The 19,390-nt window shown below is 51.4% G+C and carries 14 protein-coding genes; 5 read left to right on the forward strand and 9 right to left on the reverse strand.

All coding sequences use genetic code 11. The features are described 5' to 3' along the window. Positions 1–60: 60 nt before the first annotated feature. Positions 61–3,186, reverse strand: coding sequence for a YncE family protein (locus tag FT643_RS05470; RefSeq protein WP_156869995.1), 3,126 nt, complete (start codon positions 3,184–3,186; stop codon positions 61–63). 462 nt (positions 3,187–3,648) lie between these two features. Between FT643_RS05470 and FT643_RS05475 the strand changes: the two genes are divergently transcribed. Beyond that, positions 3,649–4,854, forward strand: coding sequence for a pectate lyase (locus tag FT643_RS05475; protein ID WP_156869997.1), 1,206 nt, complete (start codon positions 3,649–3,651; stop codon positions 4,852–4,854). Positions 4,855–4,956: 102 nt separating this feature from the next. On the opposite strand, the gene FT643_RS05480 is transcribed toward FT643_RS05475, so the two are convergent. The 4 genes from FT643_RS05480 to FT643_RS05495 form a co-directional block, all read right to left on the reverse strand. Then, positions 4,957–6,684: a pectinesterase family protein gene (locus FT643_RS05480; protein WP_198043342.1), complete on the reverse strand. Its 1,728-nt coding sequence runs from the start codon at positions 6,682–6,684 to the stop codon at positions 4,957–4,959. Positions 6,685–6,932: 248 nt separating this feature from the next. Then, positions 6,933–7,403, reverse strand: coding sequence for a DUF6691 family protein (locus tag FT643_RS05485; protein WP_156870001.1), 471 nt, complete (start codon positions 7,401–7,403; stop codon positions 6,933–6,935). 9 nt (positions 7,404–7,412) lie between these two features. Beyond that, positions 7,413–7,844, reverse strand: a complete 432-nt coding sequence (locus tag FT643_RS05490; RefSeq protein WP_156870003.1) for a YeeE/YedE family protein — start codon at positions 7,842–7,844, stop codon at positions 7,413–7,415. Continuing rightward, positions 7,844–8,167, reverse strand: coding sequence for an ArsR/SmtB family transcription factor (locus FT643_RS05495; protein ID WP_198043343.1), 324 nt, complete (start codon positions 8,165–8,167; stop codon positions 7,844–7,846). The genes FT643_RS05490 and FT643_RS05495 overlap by 1 nt, the downstream gene beginning before the upstream one ends. Before the next feature lie 81 nt (positions 8,168–8,248). On the opposite strand from FT643_RS05495, the gene FT643_RS05500 reads away from it, so the two are divergent. Continuing rightward, entirely contained in the window at positions 8,249–9,109 is an 861-nt protein-coding gene (locus tag FT643_RS05500; RefSeq protein WP_156870005.1) for an MBL fold metallo-hydrolase, read from the forward strand. Between the two features lie 119 nt (positions 9,110–9,228). Beyond that, a complete protein-coding gene (locus tag FT643_RS05505) occupies positions 9,229–10,401 on the forward strand; it encodes a DUF5610 domain-containing protein (RefSeq protein ID WP_156870007.1) in 1,173 nt (390 codons plus the stop codon). 38 nt (positions 10,402–10,439) lie between these two features. Here FT643_RS05505 and FT643_RS05510 read toward each other — a convergent pair whose 3' ends face one another. Beyond that, entirely contained in the window at positions 10,440–11,849 is a 1,410-nt protein-coding gene (locus tag FT643_RS05510; RefSeq protein ID WP_198043344.1) for a carotenoid oxygenase family protein, read from the reverse strand. A gap of 146 nt (positions 11,850–11,995) precedes the next feature. After that, the gene (locus FT643_RS05515; protein ID WP_156870011.1) at positions 11,996–14,248 is read right to left on the reverse strand and encodes a multiheme c-type cytochrome; all 2,253 of its coding nucleotides are present in this window, start codon (positions 14,246–14,248) and stop codon (positions 11,996–11,998) included. Positions 14,249–14,440: 192 nt separating this feature from the next. Between FT643_RS05515 and FT643_RS05520 the strand changes: the two genes are divergently transcribed. Then, entirely contained in the window at positions 14,441–14,941 is a 501-nt protein-coding gene (locus FT643_RS05520) for a DUF2780 domain-containing protein (protein ID WP_156870013.1), read from the forward strand. An 89-nt stretch (positions 14,942–15,030) separates the two neighbouring features. Beyond that, on the forward strand, positions 15,031–16,230 hold the full coding sequence (gene stpA, locus FT643_RS05525; RefSeq protein WP_198043345.1) for a glucosylglycerol 3-phosphatase: 1,200 nt from the start codon (positions 15,031–15,033) through the stop codon (positions 16,228–16,230). Here stpA and FT643_RS05530 read toward each other — a convergent pair. Both FT643_RS05530 and FT643_RS23085 read right to left on the reverse strand, forming a co-directional pair. Next, on the reverse strand, positions 16,220–17,446 hold the full coding sequence (locus FT643_RS05530; RefSeq protein ID WP_156870017.1) for a P-II family nitrogen regulator: 1,227 nt from the start codon (positions 17,444–17,446) through the stop codon (positions 16,220–16,222). The genes stpA and FT643_RS05530 overlap by 11 nt on opposite strands. Then, positions 17,443–19,308 carry a DUF1538 domain-containing protein gene (locus FT643_RS23085; RefSeq protein ID WP_198043346.1) on the reverse strand — a complete coding sequence of 622 codons (1,866 nt, stop codon included), beginning with the start codon at positions 19,306–19,308 and terminating at the stop codon, positions 17,443–17,445. The genes FT643_RS05530 and FT643_RS23085 overlap by 4 nt, the downstream gene beginning before the upstream one ends. Between the last annotated feature and the right edge of the window lie 82 nt (positions 19,309–19,390).

Here is a 19,390-nt window from a genome sequence, read left to right on the forward strand (position 1 = left end):
TGCTAAATCCATACTAAAGGGGTATCTGCCGATACCCCTTTTTATTGTTCTAATCGCGTATCAGTTGCTATCACTAAAATCCGTCTCACCATCCAGGTCCCGGTCGATACCAATACGGGTTCCATTGCCGGGAGGCACACAAGTAAAGGTAGCCGACCGACTCGCCTTCAGCGCTCTATCCAGAAGCGTGTTCAGTGCTGCGGCATCCAGGTTGCGATCACTTGGTACAAAGCCCTGCTCGCGGTTCATTACCCAACCCACTGCATGACCGTCAATTACCGTTGCCGCAACCAGCTCGCACTCCGGTCGCGGACTGGTTACCAATGCCCGAGCCACCAAAAGTTCCAGCCGGTTACGCACATCAGTTCGCGAACGGTTGGCGGGTGTCACCGTCACCTGCTGACCGACCACCGGATTCAGTTTGGCGGGTGCACTTAAAGACAGTTCTTCCAACATCGCCCGTTCCTGCATTGTCAGATCAAACACATCTTCACCGAGGAAATTGGAAATACTGCCGGCAGAACCAGAGTTGTCGTATCCGAACCCCCTGATTTGATCCCCCAGGTTTGAAAAGCCCCGCACCTGGGTATTACGGGCAAACATACCCACTTTTTGATACATGTTTTGCAGATGGGGAATTTTCATATCTTCTTCCACGCCACCGCCCTCGATCGCCATTGTGCCGTCTGTTCCGAACCGACCACGGGCGGGATCAATAGCATGACAACCATTACACGTGGTCAGCGTGTCATTCACGTCATTGTTATACACATCATAGGCATTACGCATCCGATTGCTCAGACTGTTGTCCAGATTCGCTATCGGATTAGGTGGGTAGGTTAACTGCAATGCGTACCGGGCAAATAAATCCATTTCCTGTTCCGTTAACGGTTCCTGACGATTTAGCAAGTCAACAAACGACACATTGAATTCTTCAAACGCCTGCTCTTCCAGGGTTTCACCCCGGGATGCATTCGAACCGGAACGGTCACCGCGCCAATGCAACGGCCCTGCCCCTTTCATACCCCGCAGACTTTGGGTCGTCATCGGGCCTTTCATCGGATGAAAGTTATCATTACGCCCGATACGAGGGATATTAGTGTTGTACACGTTGCGGTTAGCCACCACCTCTTCATCCGGGTTGCCCAGATCCCATGAAAGATGGTCCATATCGCCAAATACGTGACATCCGGCGCAGGACGAATCACCGCGGCTGGACGTGTAATTCGCATCATACATAAACCGGCGCCCGTTTTTTACGGCCGCAGGCTCGGGGTTAAACATCCGGATATGCGCCGTTTCTGTCATTGGATTGGCAGTACTCACAACGGAAATGCCATTATCAAAGCGCGTGGCAACGTAAGCCCGGTTGCGGGCGCTGTCCAGCACCACACCGGTAGGCCCACCGCCAGAAAGCGTCACCTGGTTATCTTCACTGGGCGTGAAAGAATCCGCCGCTAATGCGTTGGTATCAAAACGAGCCAGCTTGCCAGAGCCCATTGCAGCCAGATAGAGCTTTCCTCCATCAGGGCTGATCGCCATTTCCAGCGGTATCGCCAGGGCGCGGGATTTTTCGCTGCTGGTGCCCAAATCCCGTGAGTAATCAATATGCTTGTTGAGATGCCGTGGACGCGCCACACCGTTTTGCAATACGGTAATACGGCTCTCCACAAAATGCCCGTTGACCGTAGTGGCATTATTGCCAGGCCCCTCAAAGCGCACGACATTGCGTGCCTCTTGATTACTCACATATACCTGCCCGTTTTGTGGATTCACCGCCATGTTAAACAGCGTCGTTCCAACACCGGAAACACGATTAATAACCCGGGGTATGGAACCACTGGCATCAATCTCGAAGACATCGTAATCAGGCAACGTGAGATTAACCCGGTCGTCCCAGATTTTCGGCGCAACTCCACTCACCGGGTCGCCATTATCAACCCAGTTGCGACCATTGTATTGCACGATTAAGCCGGTCTCCGGCTGTTCCTCTCCCGCTGCATTTTCATAAGGTGGTGCTTTGTCTATACCGCCTTGGCCGCGATCATCGGTTAGCACCGTTGTCCTGTTACCGGAGTTAAACACTGCAGCGTATAGGCGTGAACCGTCCGCATTGCGGGCCAAAGCTCGCAAGGTATCTCCGAACATATTCAATATAGTGGCCGGTGTTCCGGTTAACGTGTTACCGGGGCTAAGTGCATTAAAAACCCAGACATCCGCACGCCCTACCCCTGCGGTTGTAAGCTGGGGGTCGAATGGAACATTCTGACCGCGGTGCGCAGCGGTTATAAAAGCCCACTGATCGTTGGCGCCGCCAAACACGACGTCACGCGGCTCATCACCCACCAGTAAGGTTTGCTTTACCAACGCAGGTGTCACGGAAATGTCGATGATACTGACACTGTCCGACAGATGATTAACGACCCATAACTCAGCGTCATCACGCAACGCAACCGCCACCGGCTCCAACCCAACACGGACAGACTCAATAAGCTGCGGCGAAGAACCGCTTGTATCGAATATCTCAATGCGGTTATCCGGCGTGTTGACGGCGAACAGACGGGAACCGTCACTGTTTAATGCCAGAGGCCGCACGTGACCGGATTCGAAGGTGACAAAATCACCGGCGGCCGGAATCTCATCGCTGACATCCGAAGCCGGCGGATCGGTCGGTCCCGTTGGATTGGTTGGGTCCGTTGCTTCGTTAGAGTCACCGTTTTCATCCGCTTCCAGCACCACTGACCCTATGGCGTATCTTTCCATTAGACTACTGGCTTCGAGCCTGAAGCGAACGCGAATGGAGTCTTTATTTTCAGCAGTGGTATCCAGCGCAACATCAACCGAGCCGGAGCCCGTGGCGGTGACCGTTTCAAGCCGCGTATAAGGGCCGTTGTTCACGGATAATGCCACCTCCGCCAGCTCACCCTCATCCAGGCCCGACGTCGCATGATCCAATTTTAGAACCAGATTTTGGTACCCTCGGGTGCTGATGGGCGACGATGTTATTGCTGTTTGCTCAGCACCCCCTAGCATCAGAATTTCACCCATTACACCAATCACTCGACCTTCACTCTGGAAAGATCCAGCGCCACGGGCGAAATGTTCTTCAAATACTATTTCTGCCGATAAGGTCGTCATCGCCGGCAATAGCAATAACACCAGTAGTCCCGCTCTCCAAGGCTTCATCTTATATTCTCCCTATCTTTTTATTAGATTTATGGGTGCATGCAACCAAAGTCAGCAATCATTAATCCGGGAAACAACAAGCAGTCCCGGTACAAGCGTTTGCTAGGAACGCGATTGTGCACATCGCAGAAACCAGGGAAGATATAAATGACGACATCTGGCCGTATTCAACGTGTATTTGGACTCAAAAAATTGACGTGAACGTTCATTTTCGACATGGATCACAGCAGAAACAAAAACCCCGTCACAGAATTCACGAATACAATTCATCCTGCGCGGCTATAGATGAACTCGCCCCCCTTAGACCATTTTTCAATAATGGCCGCATAACGATTCCGCTTTGTCCGATTTCCAAAAGTGGTTTGCGTTATACATAACCTCCCTATATCTGACTGCTAAACCCAAACCATCATATCCAGGCAGTTCACCAGAACAAAAACGAACGCGAACGGAGTCCGAAGCATGTCACAAACCAATTTAAAAACGCTCTTGCTGTTAACCACCTGTATCAGTTTTCCCGCCCTGGCCTTCACGCCAACACCCGACCCGGGCCCTGATCCGGAAACACCCAGCACGTCAATCGCCAACGGCCGCTATGTTCTTTATAACCAGAACAGTGGCAAAGCGATGACCGTTGCCGGCGGCAGCAAAGAAGATGGCGCCAATGTCATACAGCAGGATTACAGCGGCCAAGACTATCAACAGTGGGACGTCAGCAGCCTGGGTAGTGGCTACTATTCCATTCGACCGGCTCACAGCGGCAAGTCTCTGGATGTTTGGGAATGGAATGCCAGTGACGGTGCAGACGCACGACAATGGACTTACCTCAGCGGCGAGAATCAGCAGTGGCAGATCAGCAGTACGGGTAATGGAGCCTATAGCATTATTTCCCGCTACAGTGGCAAGGCCATTGAAACCTTCGAGAATTCAACAGCGAATGGCGCCAATATTGATTTGTGGAATTACTGGGGTGGCCCGGCCCAGCAATGGAAATTCACTTTGGCTTCAGCAGCCGGTGGTGGTAATGGCGGCGGTGATGGCGGCAACAACGGAAACACCAAAGGCGCAACCTGTACTGCAAACGGCAGCGTCACCGTCACTGAAACCATCGTCGTCAGCGGCGGCGTATACGATGGTGGCTGTAAAGTCTTTAACCCCACCTCGGCCCTGGGTGACGGTGGTCAGGCCGAAGGCCAGAAGCCGGTTTTCCGAGTGGAAAACGGCGCTACGCTTAAAAACGTCATTATCGGCAAAAACGGAGCAGACGGAATTCACTTCTATAACGGCGGCACCATCGATAATATTCGCTGGACCGATGTTGGCGAAGATGCGTTGACCGTAAAATCAAAAGGGGATGTGACTATTCGTAATATTACCGGAGTAAACGGCTATGACAAGTTCATGCAGATCAACGCTGAAACCAATTTGAATGTTTCCAACTGCGTTGTTGATAACATGGGTAAATTTTTACGCCAGAATGGCGGTACCGGCTTCACCATTAACGTGAACGTGACCAATTGCGATATTTCCAACATGAAAGAAGCGGTTTTCCGCACAGATAGCCCGACCTCCACTGCGCGAATTACCAATAGCCGCTTGCGTAATGCCGGACAGCTTTGCTACGGTTCATGGAAAAGCTGTACCTCTTCAAACATAACCTCGTTCTGATAGCAACGGCACAAACAAATAGTTGAATCCAGAAAATAAAAAACCCCGGCAGGTACTGCCGGGGTTTTTTATTGCGGATCATACAGAATTCAAACAACCGGTTTAGTGATCATTGTGATATTCGTGGAACCGGTTAGCCGGATAACTGCCTTCGCTAGCGCTGTAAGGACGCGACGCAGTTGAATCGCGCCAGGGATCATTTGCTCGGATGTGGTTGGCCATATTGGTTTCGCGAATCAAGAGCTGACCGTTGGGATAAGACCCGCTACGCACTTTGTTCGCATATTGCGATGTATTACTTAACCCTTCATCCCAGGCCCTTCCCAAATGAATCAGGTTAGCGCTGGTGCCGCTTTGCGCCGTGAAACGGCTGTTGATCACCAGAATGCCATACGGATTTCGTGAATTGGTACTGGGTGCAAACAGAATCCCGCCATTGCGGCCTTGACGTGTATGCAGGTAATGCACAACGCAATCATCAAACACCATCGTAGCGCCCCCAAATATAAAATCCACATCGCCTTCGATATAGCTGCTTTTCACATACACCCGTTTCACCAGATCTTCACTACCGGTCTTGGCATAGAAGGTGTCCTGATTGCCCAGAAAACGCATATTCTCAAACACCACTTGATCGCTTTCCGTTAAGATTGCTACACCCTGTGTACCGCCGTTGCTGATGGTGTTTTCGTTACCGTCATTCGCAAAGGTCATATTTTTAGCACGAAAGTGATTTGCTTTAATTGTTACGGTTGCGCTGCCGGTGGTCCCATACGTTGAACTACTGCTGTTATTACAGGTATTGACCCCGGCACGCCGGGTGGTGCCGGCCAGATTGTTATACACGACCAGCGTTTTCGAGGCGTCAGTGTCGAGGCTATACAAATTAATCGGGGGAGCGGAAGAAGGCACACACAATACTTCGCGATAGGTACCCGGTTTAACTTCTATGTTGATTGCACTGCCACCGCCTGCACTAACGGCCGCATTAATCGCGGACTGTACGGTGCGATGGGAACCACCGCTGGTTGCCACAACATAACGCGCATTGAGCTGGGTGACATCGCCGATGCCCGCGGTCGGGTTCCAGTTGTCCGTGCGCAAACCGGAAGCCAAGCTGCCTGCGCCTGCCAGATAGTTTCGGATCGTATACCGGGTTGCCTGATTAGTCGTTAATAGGGGTCTGGATGACGTTCCAGTATCGTCGCTGTAATAGTCATCATCACTATCGCCACCGTCATCACTGCTTCCGTTTCCGGCGTCTGCAGCATTGACGAAATTCCAGCTTTGCGATGCGCCGCTGGTAAAAGTCCAGAGCGATACATTTGCGCCATCACCGGAGGGTGCACTCACCACATCGATGGCTTTATCGCTGAAGCGGGAAACAATGCTGTAACTGTCCGGCCCGGTGCTTTCAATTTTCCAATGTTGATTCTCAGCATTCAGATAGGGCCATTGCCGTACATCGGCACCGTCACTCCCATTCCATTCCCAGACATCCAGCGATTGACCACTGTGTACCGCCCGAATCGAGTAATAGCCATTACCCAGGTTATTTACATCCCATTGCTGGAAGGGCTGACCGGTGTACGCCTGCTGAATCACATTGGCGCCATTGTCGAGGCTACCGGAGGCCACCGTCATAGCGGTGTCGCTGCTCCGATTGATCAGGACATAGCGTCCGTTCTCAATTACTCCGGTGTTGGAGGGTGGGTCCGGATCGGGCTCCGGCGTCGGGTTAGGCGTGAACGCATAGGCAGAGAAACTGAGCCAGACACCGGCACCAAGACACACACCGGTACGTAAACAATTACTAAAGGTACTATCCATAATATGCATTCCAAATGTTATTGTTTTTTACTGCTGATCGAGGGGCCGGCAGAATAAACCGGCTCGTGCCCGCACGCTAACATGTCCCGTAAACCGGGAATGAAACTCAGTATGCAATTTGAATAGTGTACTTTCGGAAATCTCCCCATACCTGGGGTGCAAGGGACAGAAACGGAATCCGTCGGCCTCTTCATACAGGTTTTCATTGCGGCAAAAAACGACGCCAAAAGCGCTGATGCCGGCTCCCGTTAATGGCGCGGACCAGCCCCAAATCGTCCCAGTATTTCAAACAACCCCATTCCCGTCAGCATGGCGATAAAAAACACGACCGCCTTCGGTGTGCCGGTTGCAAACGCCACCAGCGCAGGGCCGGGACAAAACCCGGCCAACCCCCAACCCACGCCAAAGCCCAGGCTGCCTAAAATCAACCGCTTGTCCAGTTGCCGTAACGTGGGTAGTCGTAGAGGCTCACCCAGTAAACTACGACTGCGACCCTTCGCCAGAGTAAAGGCGGCCAGACTGATGCCAACCGCGCCGGCCATCACCAACATTAGACTGGGATCCCAGCGCCCCGCCAGATCCAAAAACGCCAATACCTTCGCCGGGTTCGCCATGCCTGACAGCAGCAAACCCAGTCCGAAGATCAGACCTGATAACCCAGCGCTAATCAGAGTCCATTTGCTACCGGATAGAAGATTGGAACCCAACGCATTCGACATAAAAACCTCCTAACCCACCACGTGACGGATCACATACACCGTCACGAATCCGCTGCCCATAAACGCCGCCGTAGCAACCAGGGAGCGCGGGGACAAACGGGCAATGCCACACACTCCATGGCCACTGGTGCAACCGGACCCATAGCGCGTACTGATGCCCACCAGCAGACCCGCGACAACCAGCTGTGCAAAGTCGGCATCAATAACCATTGGCGGCAGCGCAGCCCATCCCTGCCAAACCCAGGCCGCAGCCATCATCCCGAACACAAAGGCAAGCCGCCACCCTGTATCGCCTTGCGGCGCCCGAAGTAACCCGCCCAGAATTCCGCTAATCCCTGCAATACGGCCGTTCAGTAGTATAAAAATGGCAGCCGCAAGTCCGATCAGCAGCCCACCGCTCAACGCTTGCCACGGAGTAAATGCCTGCCAATCCAACGTCATCACAACCCACCCGGTCGAGGACAAAACCGCTCATAGAGCACCTGTAACACGGCCATGGCATTGTCATCTGTTACCCGATAGAAAATGCGCTTGCCATCACGGCGGGTATCCACCAGACCCTTCCTACGTAACACTCCCAGATGCTGGGATAACGAAGGCTGGAACAAATTACAGGCCTGCTCCAGCGCACTGACGCAGGCTTCACCCTGGCTCAACTGGCACAACAACATCAGGCGATCTTCATTGGCCAATGCGCGCAGCAACATAGAGGCCTGACCTGCCGCTGCCCTCATCGCCTCGGGATTGATTTCGGTTTGCTTCATAGGAGGTACTCCGTGACGCTTGTCGGGTATCATTATATATATTTATATTATATATTAAAGCATATTGATTTGGAGCGCGCTATGATCCCGCAGATACAGTCCTTTCTTGATCCGGATTCGGAAACCTTTTCCTACGTTGTTTTTGATCGGCCCGGCGGTCATGCCGTGGTGATTGATCCGGTGCTGGATTTTGATCCCAAGTCCGGTCGTACCGGTACTGCCGGCGCGCAACGCCTGGTGGATTTCATTACTGCACAGGGGTTGGCACTGGACTGGGTTCTGGAAACCCACGCCCATGCCGACCATCTTACTGCTGCGCCTTTCGTGCGCGAGCAATTGGGTGGTAAAGTCGCCATTGGTGAAAATATCCTCCAAGTACAGCGTATTTTTCGCCGACTGTTTAATTTCGAAAAGGAATTTCTTTGTGACGGCAGCCAATTTGATTATCTATTCACAAACGGCGACGAGTTCAGTTTCGGCCAGCTCACCGGCAAAGTTATTTTCACTCCCGGCCATACCCCGGCCGATCTGGCTTATCTGATCGGTGACGCACTGTTCGTCGGTGACACTCTTTTCATGCCCGATGTCGGCACCGCGCGCTGCGACTTTCCCGGAGGCAACGCCGCCACGCTGCATCAATCCATATCCACTTTGCTCAAATTACCGGATGATACCCGCCTATTTGTTTGCCACGACTACCCTGGGGACAGACGTCAGCATCAATGCCAATCCAGCGTTAAAACCCAGCGGCAAAGCAACATTCACGTCCGTGAAGGTATCAGCGAAGCCGAGTTTGTTGCTATGCGGGAAGCACGTGATGCCACACTGGATATGCCACGCCTGATTCTGCCTTCGATTCAGGTCAATGTGCGAGCAGGTGTAATGCCACCGGCTGAAGACAACGGACAGGTGTACCTGAAACTGCCAATCAATGCACTCTGATTCACAGCCGCACACCCTAAACATCATAGGAAAAAAGTCACCGCCAGCCGTTAAAGAACTTAGCGGCTTTGCCGATAAATAAAGGTAGAGCCTCCACACCCTCATTGCGGAACGCGTGTATGCAAACTCAGACCTTACAGCCCTATAGCCAGATCCCACCTCGCAGCGGTTATGGAGTCGACGCGAATTCCGGCAGCTTGAATGGGTCTGGCGGACTGTCCGGCAACACAGGTGCAGGGGGAGATCGTTTGTCCCGCGTGCTGGCGTCTGCCTACAACAGAATGAGTGACCGCATTGCCACTAGCTTGCCTGCCGGCACATCCGGTGATGCTTCCGCCAAACCCGCATCCAGTGCCGATGACTTTTCCCCCGAAGCCGTAACCGACCGCATTATGGGGTTCATCACTGATCGCCTACGCCAGGAAAAAGCCAACGGTGCATCCGATTCCCGCATTCAGGATCTCTACAATCAGGCACTAAAAGGCGTCGAGAGTGGATTGCGTGAGGCGAAAAATATCATGCAGGGATCGGGGACTTTTAGCGGCGAGATCAAAAACAACTTCGACAACACCGTCAATATGATTGCTGACCAACTGCAATCTCTTGGCAAATCGTTGTTCCAGACTCCGGCAACCACGCCCGATTCGATACAGACAAGCAGCCAATCCATTGCGGTTGGCCAGAGTCGCTCGTTCTCAATGCAGGTAGTCACTCAGGATGGTGACCGCGTTACGTTGAACGTCGCCTCCGGTCAGTCCCTGAGTCAGCAATTCACGGAATTTTCAGAACAGAATATTCAGGCGAATAACACCGGTAGCACATATTCAAGCTACGATCATTTTGCCTTTCAGGTAGAAGGTGAACTGGATGAAGGTGAAATGAATGCGCTGCAGGATTTGTTTAAGCAAGTGAATTCCGTAGCTGAAACCTTTTATAACGGGGATGTTGAAAAAGCCTTTAATCAGGCCCTTGAAGTGGGCATGGACGTCAACGAGTTATCCGCCTTCGCAGTGGATCTGACCCGCTCCGAAACCAGTGTTGTGCAAAACACCTATACCCGCATCAACAACTTAGACAACATCTCCGGGCGTCAACCTGTACGCAATCCGCTTGCCGGTCTCGGGGACTTTACCAACCAGGTTAACCAAGCCCGTGACGCCGTGCGCTCTTTGATGTCGGACCTGCCCAATGCCCATGAGTTGTTGGGCGGCTTGTTAAACTCTTTGCAATCTTCTGATGCCAGCCAGCAATCCGTGCAGGCCTTCAATAACTGGATTGGCGGCACGTCCTGATTAGAATCCCTGCCTGCATCTCCGCAAACAGGACAGGTTTAGTCCGCCAACCAATTCCCGTGAAACCCTAATGGTACCCGAACCGGCAATTTAATAATTGCCTGCGGCTCACCATCAAGATCGTCCGCATTCAGAATCACCACCTCGCTGCTGTTATTCGCCAAATCATACACGTAAGACAACAACCAGCCATCGTCTTCCCTGCCTTGATCACTGCGGGGAATAAAAATAACTTCGCCGGAAATTTTCTGGGGGCCATAGTCATGATGAATTCGAGCACCGCTTTCAACATCGTGCCGGTACAAAGGTTGCGGTGAATCTTGTTTGCTCAATTCGACCCCTACGGTATAGATATACCGATAAGCCCGTGTCGCCAGCCGCTCATCAAAACGGGGAAACTCCTGCGACAGTGACGAAATCACTTTACGCTGCACCTGATCGCCATCTGGCGGCAGTGTCCAGCGTTCCAGAGTGACCTGTTGCGGTTCCGGTCCCTGTATCGAATTATCAAACATGCGCTGGTGTACCACCACGTCCACGACCACGCTACCATCGTTTGCATCAAAAGCATTGCAGGTATGAAAAACATAACAGGGGTCAAGGTGAAACCAACGCACGTCCTGTCTATTTCCCAGCCTTGGTAGTAAGCCTACCCGCGCCCGGTGTCGTTTATTCCACTGATAGGGAAAGCGCGCCCCTTTAATCAATGACCGCATCGAAAAGGTGACCGGCAAATCCAATAGAATGGTCTGGCTGGTTGTGATCGCGCAATCATGAACCATCGGCCCGTGTTTAACCGGGATGGAAACCCGCCTGGATAACTGCCCCTGTTGGTCAATTACGTGGTAAAAGATGCGGAAAGGTTGTTTCGCGTCATAGCAGATCGCGTGTAATTCTCCGGTTAACGGATCAAGATGAGGGTGCGCAGTGAAACAACCCACGGCATTGCTGTTAAACAAACTGTGCTGTAGCGTTTCCAGCTCATCATCCAGCTCCACCGGCAATGCACCGGCTTCCACCATAGCCCAGTTACTACCCCCATGACGAATAATATTGGTGTTAACCGTATCGTTTATCCCATGGCGTTTGCCGGGTGCTAATGGCCGATTTAACTGACGATTCGTATTGTTGGTTCCGATCCAGCGGTTGCGATACCAAACCGCCTTACCGTTTTCCAAACGTAAGCCATGTACCATACCCTCACCAATGAACCAATGATGAGTGGCAGGATTGGGAACCGAGATTGGATTCGGCCCAATGCGGGTAAAGACCCCATTAAGCTGCTCGGGAATCTGGCCCTGCACTTTCAGTGAGGTGCTGGTGGTTTCAACGTCAACCGGGGCATATGCACCTTTCAGGTAGGGGTTATTTCCGGAAACCGGCACCCGTTTCTGAGCCTGTTCCGAAAACCATTGAAATACTTGATCCATCAGTGGGGCTATTGCCATCGCGCGCATCCTTCAAGTCAAACAAAAACAGAATCAACACCGTCATACCGAAAGTACCATAGCACTCAGTTCAGCGCACATTGCCGCTTCGGTGGTTAGTACCGGTGAAAAACCCGGAGCCACCTCTGACGAATAACAGCCTTCGGTTATGGCAATTGGTTTTTTAAAGACCGTAAATTCGCCGCATTGGGATTGAGCTTAAGCGACTGCTGCAATACTAAGCGTGCCTGCGCCGATTGCCCCATTTCCATTAACGCGACAATATAAACGTAGCTGTAACGCTCATTCTCCGGAGACAACTGCACCGCTTCAGCCAGAGATTTCAACGCCTTATCTTTATCCTGCAAACGAATTTGTAGCAACCCCAAACTGTAATAAAGAGCTGCCGAATCCGGGTTGCGCTCAATCCCATCCGACAGTATTTTCTTCCCCTCATCGTCCGTGCCCCGAATGCGGTGCATATCAGCGAGATTGATATAAGCAGGAATCCATCCGGGGTCTAACTTGATTGCCGCTTGGTATTCTCCCTGCGCCGCGGCCCACTTGCTCTGACTACCATAAAGATTACCTAAATTGACCCGGGATGCCGGTGTGTCTGCATTGTGTTTTTGAGCCTGCTCATACTCCTGCACCACCGATTGCAGCAATGAAAACTGATCCGCACTGATGTGCTGCGCGGAGATATCCGCAAGCTGACTGGCTGCCAAGGTGCGAACCACCCGGATATCATCGGTTAACAGAGGACTCAATGACTGCCACCGCAGCTCTGCCGGCAAACCATCGAATGCCTGCACCGCTCCGGCCCTCACCAAGGGATCAGGGTCACTCAGGGCGTTGGCCAATTCCGGCAATGATTGCGAGGAAAGATAGGGGCCCAACGATTGCGCTGCCGTAGCCCGCGCAATCGCCGGTTGATCCGGCCGCTGCAGCAGAGCCACTAATTGTTGCTCGGCATCGCCTGCACCCAGCCGTGCTGCCTGCAAAGCATGGGCGAACTGCTGATGGCCTGGCTTGGGCCCGGGAAACCAGGCATTAATACGATCGGTCGCCCAGCTCGCGCTTTTATCTGAGTGACATTGATTGCATGCGTTCGGCGTGCCTAATTGCTCGGATAAATCCGGACGCGGAATGCGGAAACTGTGGTCGCGCCGTGCGTCTACCTGCATAAACAATTTACTGGGCATATGACAATCAACGCACTGCGAGCCCGGCTCATCTTGCTGATGAAAATGGTGGCTTACCGATTCAAACTTCTCGGCATTGTGACATTGCAGACAAACCCCATTGCCACTGACTTTTAATTCCAAACTATGGGGGTTGTGACAGTCACTGCAGGTCACCCCTTCGGCATACATTTTACTTTGTAGAAAAGAACCGTAGACATACACTTCATCGTCTATCTGTCCATCAACATGATATAAACCCGGCTCCAGGTTAGAAGGCAAATAGCTTTGCATCAATGCCTGACCTTTACGATCATCTTCAAATAGTTGTGCTCGACGCGAATGGCAGGCCGCACAGGTTTGAATTTCGGTTTCTGTCCGGCGTGGCTCGCTGCGTTGCGGGTTATAAGTCTGCGCATTGGATTTCCAGTGCACACCCTGACGCTCGTTGAAAACATGGGTAAGACCTTTGTTCAACGACGTTAATTCGGTAGCGGAATTATCTTGTTGCTGTGCCCATTCCACGTGATTGGATGCAGGCCCGTGACATGCTTCACAAGACACATCCAGCTCCGACCAGCGAGTGTCATAACGGTCGGATTGCGCATCGTAATTTTTATCCAGGTTAGTAGAATGGCATTCTGCACAAGTGAAATTCCAGTTCTGTTGCATTCCACTCCAGTGCAGCGCCTCTGTATGATGAATTTTTTGATCCGGATAGAGATGGAACCAACGTTGCCCGCCTTCTTGTTGCGGGCGACTATCCCACGACACACTCAGCGCCTGTAAACGACCACCCGGCAATTCCAACAAATACTGCTGTAAAGGGAAAACCCCATAGACATACGCGACACGGTATTTCTCAGCAGTACCGCCGGGACCAACCGTTGTGACATAATAGACCTCACCCTGTTTTGAAAACCGGGTAACCTCGCCGTCTTTTTCAAACTCAGACTGATCAAAGTCCCCCAGCACCGTGGCTTGATTTACTTCCTGCATGGCCAGGTCATGATGAGATCCGGTCCAGGCCTCGACCTCTTTTTGGTGGCAATCCACACAGGCAGACTTTCCCACATATTCCGGTTCACTGAATACCGGCTTAACGTGGGTGACTGTTTCGGACGGCGTCTGCAATGGTAAAGGCACAGCCTTGCTGCCATCCCGCCCTTCGCCCAACATCATAAAAACAGAATACAAAATGCCGGGTATCAGGATGCAGGCCAAAGAAACAATCAATTTATGATTAATTTTCGTTCTCCTCAAATGGGGTAAACCAAACCCGTGGTTATTCTATTTTACGCTTTCGACTGTTACCACAAACAAATCAGCGAGTTAAAATACACTAACCACAAGGTAAGTGGTGATCTTCACCAATTATTGTAATAATGCCCCTCAGCCAGTTCCCTATAAGCCCATTGGAGAAAATCAATGCGAACCATACTCGTTATATTAACAGCCACAATCCTGACTAGCTTGTACTCGCCCGCCTATGCCTTTGATATGGGCAAACTGAAAGAATCTGCGTCAAATGCAGTTGACGATGGAGTAATGGTGACTGGTGATGCCAAAAAGCTGGTGGAATCGTTAACCGGTGACCTGGGTGTCAGCCCGAAACAAGCAGCCGGAGGCACTGCCGCCATGCTGGCGCTGGCAAAGAATCAACTGCCTGCTGACCAGTTCAGTGGCATAACCGATAAAGTACCCGGCATCAGTGAACTACTGGGGGGCGGCGAAGGCGGCGGCCTGGCAGCCAGTGCACTGAGCCAGGTTTCCAATATGGACAGTGTGCTCAAAGCCTTTAGCAGTCTGGGCCTGAGCCCGGACATGGTGGCTCAATTTGCACCCACTATTCTTAAATTTCTGGGAAATGAGGGTGTCGGCACTAACATCCTGGGCAGTCTGCAAGGTCTGTGGGGCGCTGCAGGTTAATTATGCACTCTGATTTCCCTGCCGATTCCCCTCTTCTGCATCAATTTTTATTTTCAACCGATTACCAGCGCCTTAAAAGGTCGCTGGTAATGAATAAGAATCTGCTCATTATTCAGGATCTGGATGGTGTGTGCATGGGATTGGTACGTGACCCACTCACCCGGACTCTGGACCCTGACTATATCAATGCCAGTAAATTGCTTGCCGGTCATTTTTATGTTCTGACCAACGGAGAACATATCGGTGGTCGCGGATTAAATCAGATCGTTGATACCGCACTGGGTGCTGAATCGCAGACGGCCGCACATCAGTCTTATTTACCGGGATTAGCCGGAGGCGGAGTCCAATGGCAGGATCAACAGGGCCGGGTCACCCACCCGGGAGTAAGCGACGAAGAACTCACATTCTTACGCTCTGTTCCGGACAAAGCGAAAGCCTATCTGACATCCCTTTTAAATAAAGCACCTTATAACTTATCCAATGCCGATATCGATTTGCTTTGTCATTCAGCCATTCTGGATAACCTGGCTTCCCCTACCATCAACATCAATGTATTCCATCAACATTTCCAACAGCCGGAATTGTATCTTCAATTACAGAAAGACCTGAAAGGAATAATGCAAGCTTTGCTGGACGAGGCTGACGTTCGCAATTTAAGTGAATCGTTCTTCATCCACTACGCCCCCAATTTAGGTCGGGACGCACAGGGTGAACGTATCAAGTTTGCACGCGGCCAGGACTCCGGCACCACGGATTTTCAATTTATGCTACAAGGCGCGATCAAAGAAGTCGGCGTGCTGGTCATTCTTAATCACTACTACTTTGAACAAACCGGGCACTATCCGCTCGGCGAGTCATTCAATGCCCGCACGGCTCCCCGCGACCAGGAAAAATTACTGGCCCTGGCTGAACAGCATTTCGATCCGCAACAGATGCCCAGAATTATCGGGGTGGGCGACACTGTTACCTCCAATCCGCAATCGACCGCAAGCGACGTGGTGTTACGGGGCGGCAGTGATCGAGGATTTTTAACCTTGGTGCAAGCGTTGGGGGCGCGTTTTCAGTCAGACAATGCCGTGCTGTACGTTGATAGCAGCGGCGGCGAACTGGATCGCCCAGGACTACAGCTTGATCGCCTGAACCCACTTCCGGGCAGCCAACCTAATCGCCATCATGATGGCATTTGCGATCAGAACGACCCACTGAACCTGAATTTTGTGTTCGCCAACGGCCACCAACAATACATTACATTCTTCCGCGATCTGGCAGCCGCATTCGCTAACGCCTGACTTTGGTTCCGCGATACATTCTTACAGCTGTGTCTTCCGCTTCCGGTGTCAAATAGGTGTAACCGCGGGTGATCGGTTGGGTAAAAATACAAACATCATCAATTTCGTTGTCAGCACAAACCTGCTTAATGTTCTGTTTTACCTTTTCCACAATAGAGCGATGTAAAACACAGCGAATAAATCCGCTCTCACGGTTTAAGCGGATGCCGCTGGAGGTTGTTCGACTCTCTACCTCAATAAAGCGGGCGTAGCTAACATTTGCACCATAAGCGCCGGCGGATAAAATGGCATCCATCATGGCGTCACTGTATTTCCGCCGCACAATACAACCCAGGCATTCCTGATCCACTAACCAATCACGCTCTTTGAATTTTCCGAACAATGAAAGACCTGCGCTCTTGCCAACCACCCCAAGCTCGACCACACTCTGATCACGCCACTGAGTCGACCCTTTCAGGCTATCAATAGCCGCAATAATCTGCTGCATATTCGCGTTGTAGCCACGATTGCCAACCGTACTGGGCAAATGGATCATGCCCTTCTGAATAGGCATACTAAACAAAAAACCCCGCCCCGGCATATCCAGACGCCCAGCCTCGATCATGGCTTCAGCAACGGCGACCTTGTCGACGTTATCGACAATCACCGTAATCACTTCTTTGACACCTTTCTTGGTAATCTTCAGCCAACCCAGCCGATCGCGCAACCCACGCCCTTCACAATAAAAAATAACGGGGCCGTGGGCACCCGCCTGCATTGCCGCCCGAGAAATGGTATCCACCTGATCTGGTTGTACAATACAGTAAATTGCAGACATGTTTTCTTTCAGATTGGTGGAAGCGTTAAACGCATCGTCACCTTGATCGTCCAGGGTTGACCACAACGCAAAATCACTGCCATATTCCACCTCATCGCAAGGCACTGAAAATACCGCACCGGCTCCGTGCAAATGCAAACTACCATGATGAATGATGGATTCCACAATCTGATCCACCTGGGGATCCGGCACCAGAAACTGCAAATACTCCAGCTCCGGACTGATCACAGGTAAAAAATTCTGATACCAGCGATCACGGATAACGGTACCTCTGGCATTGAACAACAATGCATTCTGTTCGCCCAGCTCAAATGACCCGTCAATAACCTTAGCGGCGACAGCCGGAGGCAGGATAGCCGTTACAATTGAAATATTCGCGCGCCGGGAAAAAGGTTTCATATCCGGTCTCCCGCGTCGTCCGACAAGTCCGATCTGGACACCACCAGACCGACCATTAATACGGTGATGATCGGACCAACGGAAGCCAATGCCAGCACGCCAAAACCGTCAATGACACCCGGCACATTCGCCCCCACGCCCAAACCCATCGCTAAAACCAACGGTACAGTGATCGGACCTGTGGTCACGCCAGCACTATCCCAGGCAATATTTACGAACGCTTCATCAGAAATAATCGTCAGTACCATCAACACTAAATACGGTGGTAACAGCAACCAGATCAATGGCAGATTGAATGCTATTTTACAAACTCCCATACCGATCCCAATGGCAACACCGGTCGCTACAGACTGCATCAACAACCGTTTACGAAATGCGCCAACGGTAATTTTTTCCACTGTATCGCCCAATGCATTCAACGCAGGTTCCGCCAACGTTGCTCCGTAGCCCAGAAAAAAGCCAAACGAAATCGCTACTAATTTGCCGATGCTATCGCTTTCAAATATCGGCCCCTCTGAGCCATTCATACCCCAAGGTACGATCGCGGTAAAAGTAGAAGGTACATTGCTTCCGAGCTGAGTGCCTAACGGTGTCAATCCAATAAGAATGCCACATAAAAACAATCCCATTCCCAACACAGAAAAACCGATGCCCAACGCGATTTCATCCGCGTTTTTAACTTTATCTTTTAACACCAGCTTGAGCGAAACAAATAAAAACAGGCACAACGGGACGATCGCTCGCAACGCGTCGATGGCCGCTGTTTTTAACGTGTTGACAATATTTGTTTCAGGATTCCAGCTCTGACCGCTAACCATCTTGGATTCCTGAATCGCTTTTTTTTCTAATACGATGCGCGAATCGGCTACTACAATTCGCCCATCCACCAAGCGCGTTTCCCCGCCTTCAAAATACACATCATAACGATCGTCTAACACCGGATTAGCAATAAACTCTTCAAATTCCGATGCAGAAACATCAGTGTAGGAATCCTCTTCTCCCAGCAGTGGTTTAGGTACCACTAATTCGTATTCAGCACTGCCCTCATAAAATTCCTGACCATAGTAATCCTGGGCATAAAAATGGTAAAACGCCAACAATAAAACAGCCAGAATCGGAAACAGCGATGCCAGCGTAACAATACCAAAGCCCGCATTTTTAGCATCACCGTTGCCGACAATACGACACACTCCAACACCCAACGCCAGCACGAGCGGCACCGTCACCGGCCCAGTTGTAACCGCGCCACAATCCCAGGCCAACCCCAATACAGGCTGTATCGCCACGTTGAAATTACCTGCTACCGTCAGCAACAAAAGCACGGCAAGCCCGGGCAAAATCAAATATTTCAAAGACCAACCGAAGAAGAAACGCAATACGCCAAGCAGCACGGCGAAACCCACACCTACGCCCACACTGAATACCAGCTGGCTGGAGAAGTCATTCAGCAAGCTATATAACAAAGGGGCATCATCGGGTTTTACTCCCGCACCGGCTGCACGCAACACTGCGATCGCAGGCTCTGCAAAAGTTGCTCCCAGGCCTAATAAAAAAGCAAACAGCAGAATTAACGGTAAAGTGGAATTTCTCGGCAGCACAGCGCCCAGCATCTCGCCCAGAGGCATCAGCCCGATACGCAGCCCTTCCATGAAAAACATCAGGCCGATCACCACTACTAACATGCCCGCTGCAATCATCGAGGAGTACACAATAGGCAAACCCAGAATCACAACCTGGAAGAACAATAGATAGAACACAATAAACCAGATGGATTTTATCTGTTCCAGAAATTTTTCTTTCAGATACGGCAGTAAAATAGCCAGGGTTCCGGAGAACCCGAGTTGCACGGTGTTGTTACTCATAGCAAATACGAATCATCGGCCTTGGAAAACGTCTTCATGATAGTAGCAGAATTCAGGCCAGCTTTTGCTGCGCCCGTATCAC

It is taken from the genome of Ketobacter sp. MCCC 1A13808 (genome assembly GCF_009746715.1).
GTDB lineage: Bacteria > Pseudomonadota > Gammaproteobacteria > Pseudomonadales > Ketobacteraceae > Ketobacter.

What these genes read in the sequence shown, in the direction of transcription:
- FT643_RS05510 (WP_198043344.1), bottom strand. Translation starts at nt 11,849, where the DNA reads ATGGCAATAGCCCCACTGATGGATCAAGTATTTCAATGGTTTTCGGAA.
- stpA (WP_198043345.1), top strand. Translation starts at nt 15,031, where the DNA reads ATGAATAAGAATCTGCTCATTATTCAGGATCTGGATGGTGTGTGCATG.
- FT643_RS23085 (WP_198043346.1), bottom strand. Translation starts at nt 19,308, where the DNA reads ATGAGTAACAACACCGTGCAACTCGGGTTCTCCGGAACCCTGGCTATT.
- FT643_RS05530 (WP_156870017.1), bottom strand. Translation starts at nt 17,446, where the DNA reads ATGAAACCTTTTTCCCGGCGCGCGAATATTTCAATTGTAACGGCTATC.
- FT643_RS05470 (WP_156869995.1), bottom strand. Translation starts at nt 3,186, where the DNA reads ATGAAGCCTTGGAGAGCGGGACTACTGGTGTTATTGCTATTGCCGGCG.
- FT643_RS05495 (WP_198043343.1), bottom strand. Translation starts at nt 8,167, where the DNA reads ATGAAGCAAACCGAAATCAATCCCGAGGCGATGAGGGCAGCGGCAGGT.
- FT643_RS05485 (WP_156870001.1), bottom strand. Translation starts at nt 7,403, where the DNA reads ATGTCGAATGCGTTGGGTTCCAATCTTCTATCCGGTAGCAAATGGACT.
- FT643_RS05505 (WP_156870007.1), top strand. Translation starts at nt 9,229, where the DNA reads ATGCAAACTCAGACCTTACAGCCCTATAGCCAGATCCCACCTCGCAGC.
- FT643_RS05500 (WP_156870005.1), top strand. Translation starts at nt 8,249, where the DNA reads ATGATCCCGCAGATACAGTCCTTTCTTGATCCGGATTCGGAAACCTTT.
- FT643_RS05480 (WP_198043342.1), bottom strand. Translation starts at nt 6,684, where the DNA reads ATGGATAGTACCTTTAGTAATTGTTTACGTACCGGTGTGTGTCTTGGT.
- FT643_RS05520 (WP_156870013.1), top strand. Translation starts at nt 14,441, where the DNA reads ATGCGAACCATACTCGTTATATTAACAGCCACAATCCTGACTAGCTTG.
- FT643_RS05475 (WP_156869997.1), top strand. Translation starts at nt 3,649, where the DNA reads ATGTCACAAACCAATTTAAAAACGCTCTTGCTGTTAACCACCTGTATC.
- FT643_RS05490 (WP_156870003.1), bottom strand. Translation starts at nt 7,844, where the DNA reads ATGACGTTGGATTGGCAGGCATTTACTCCGTGGCAAGCGTTGAGCGGT.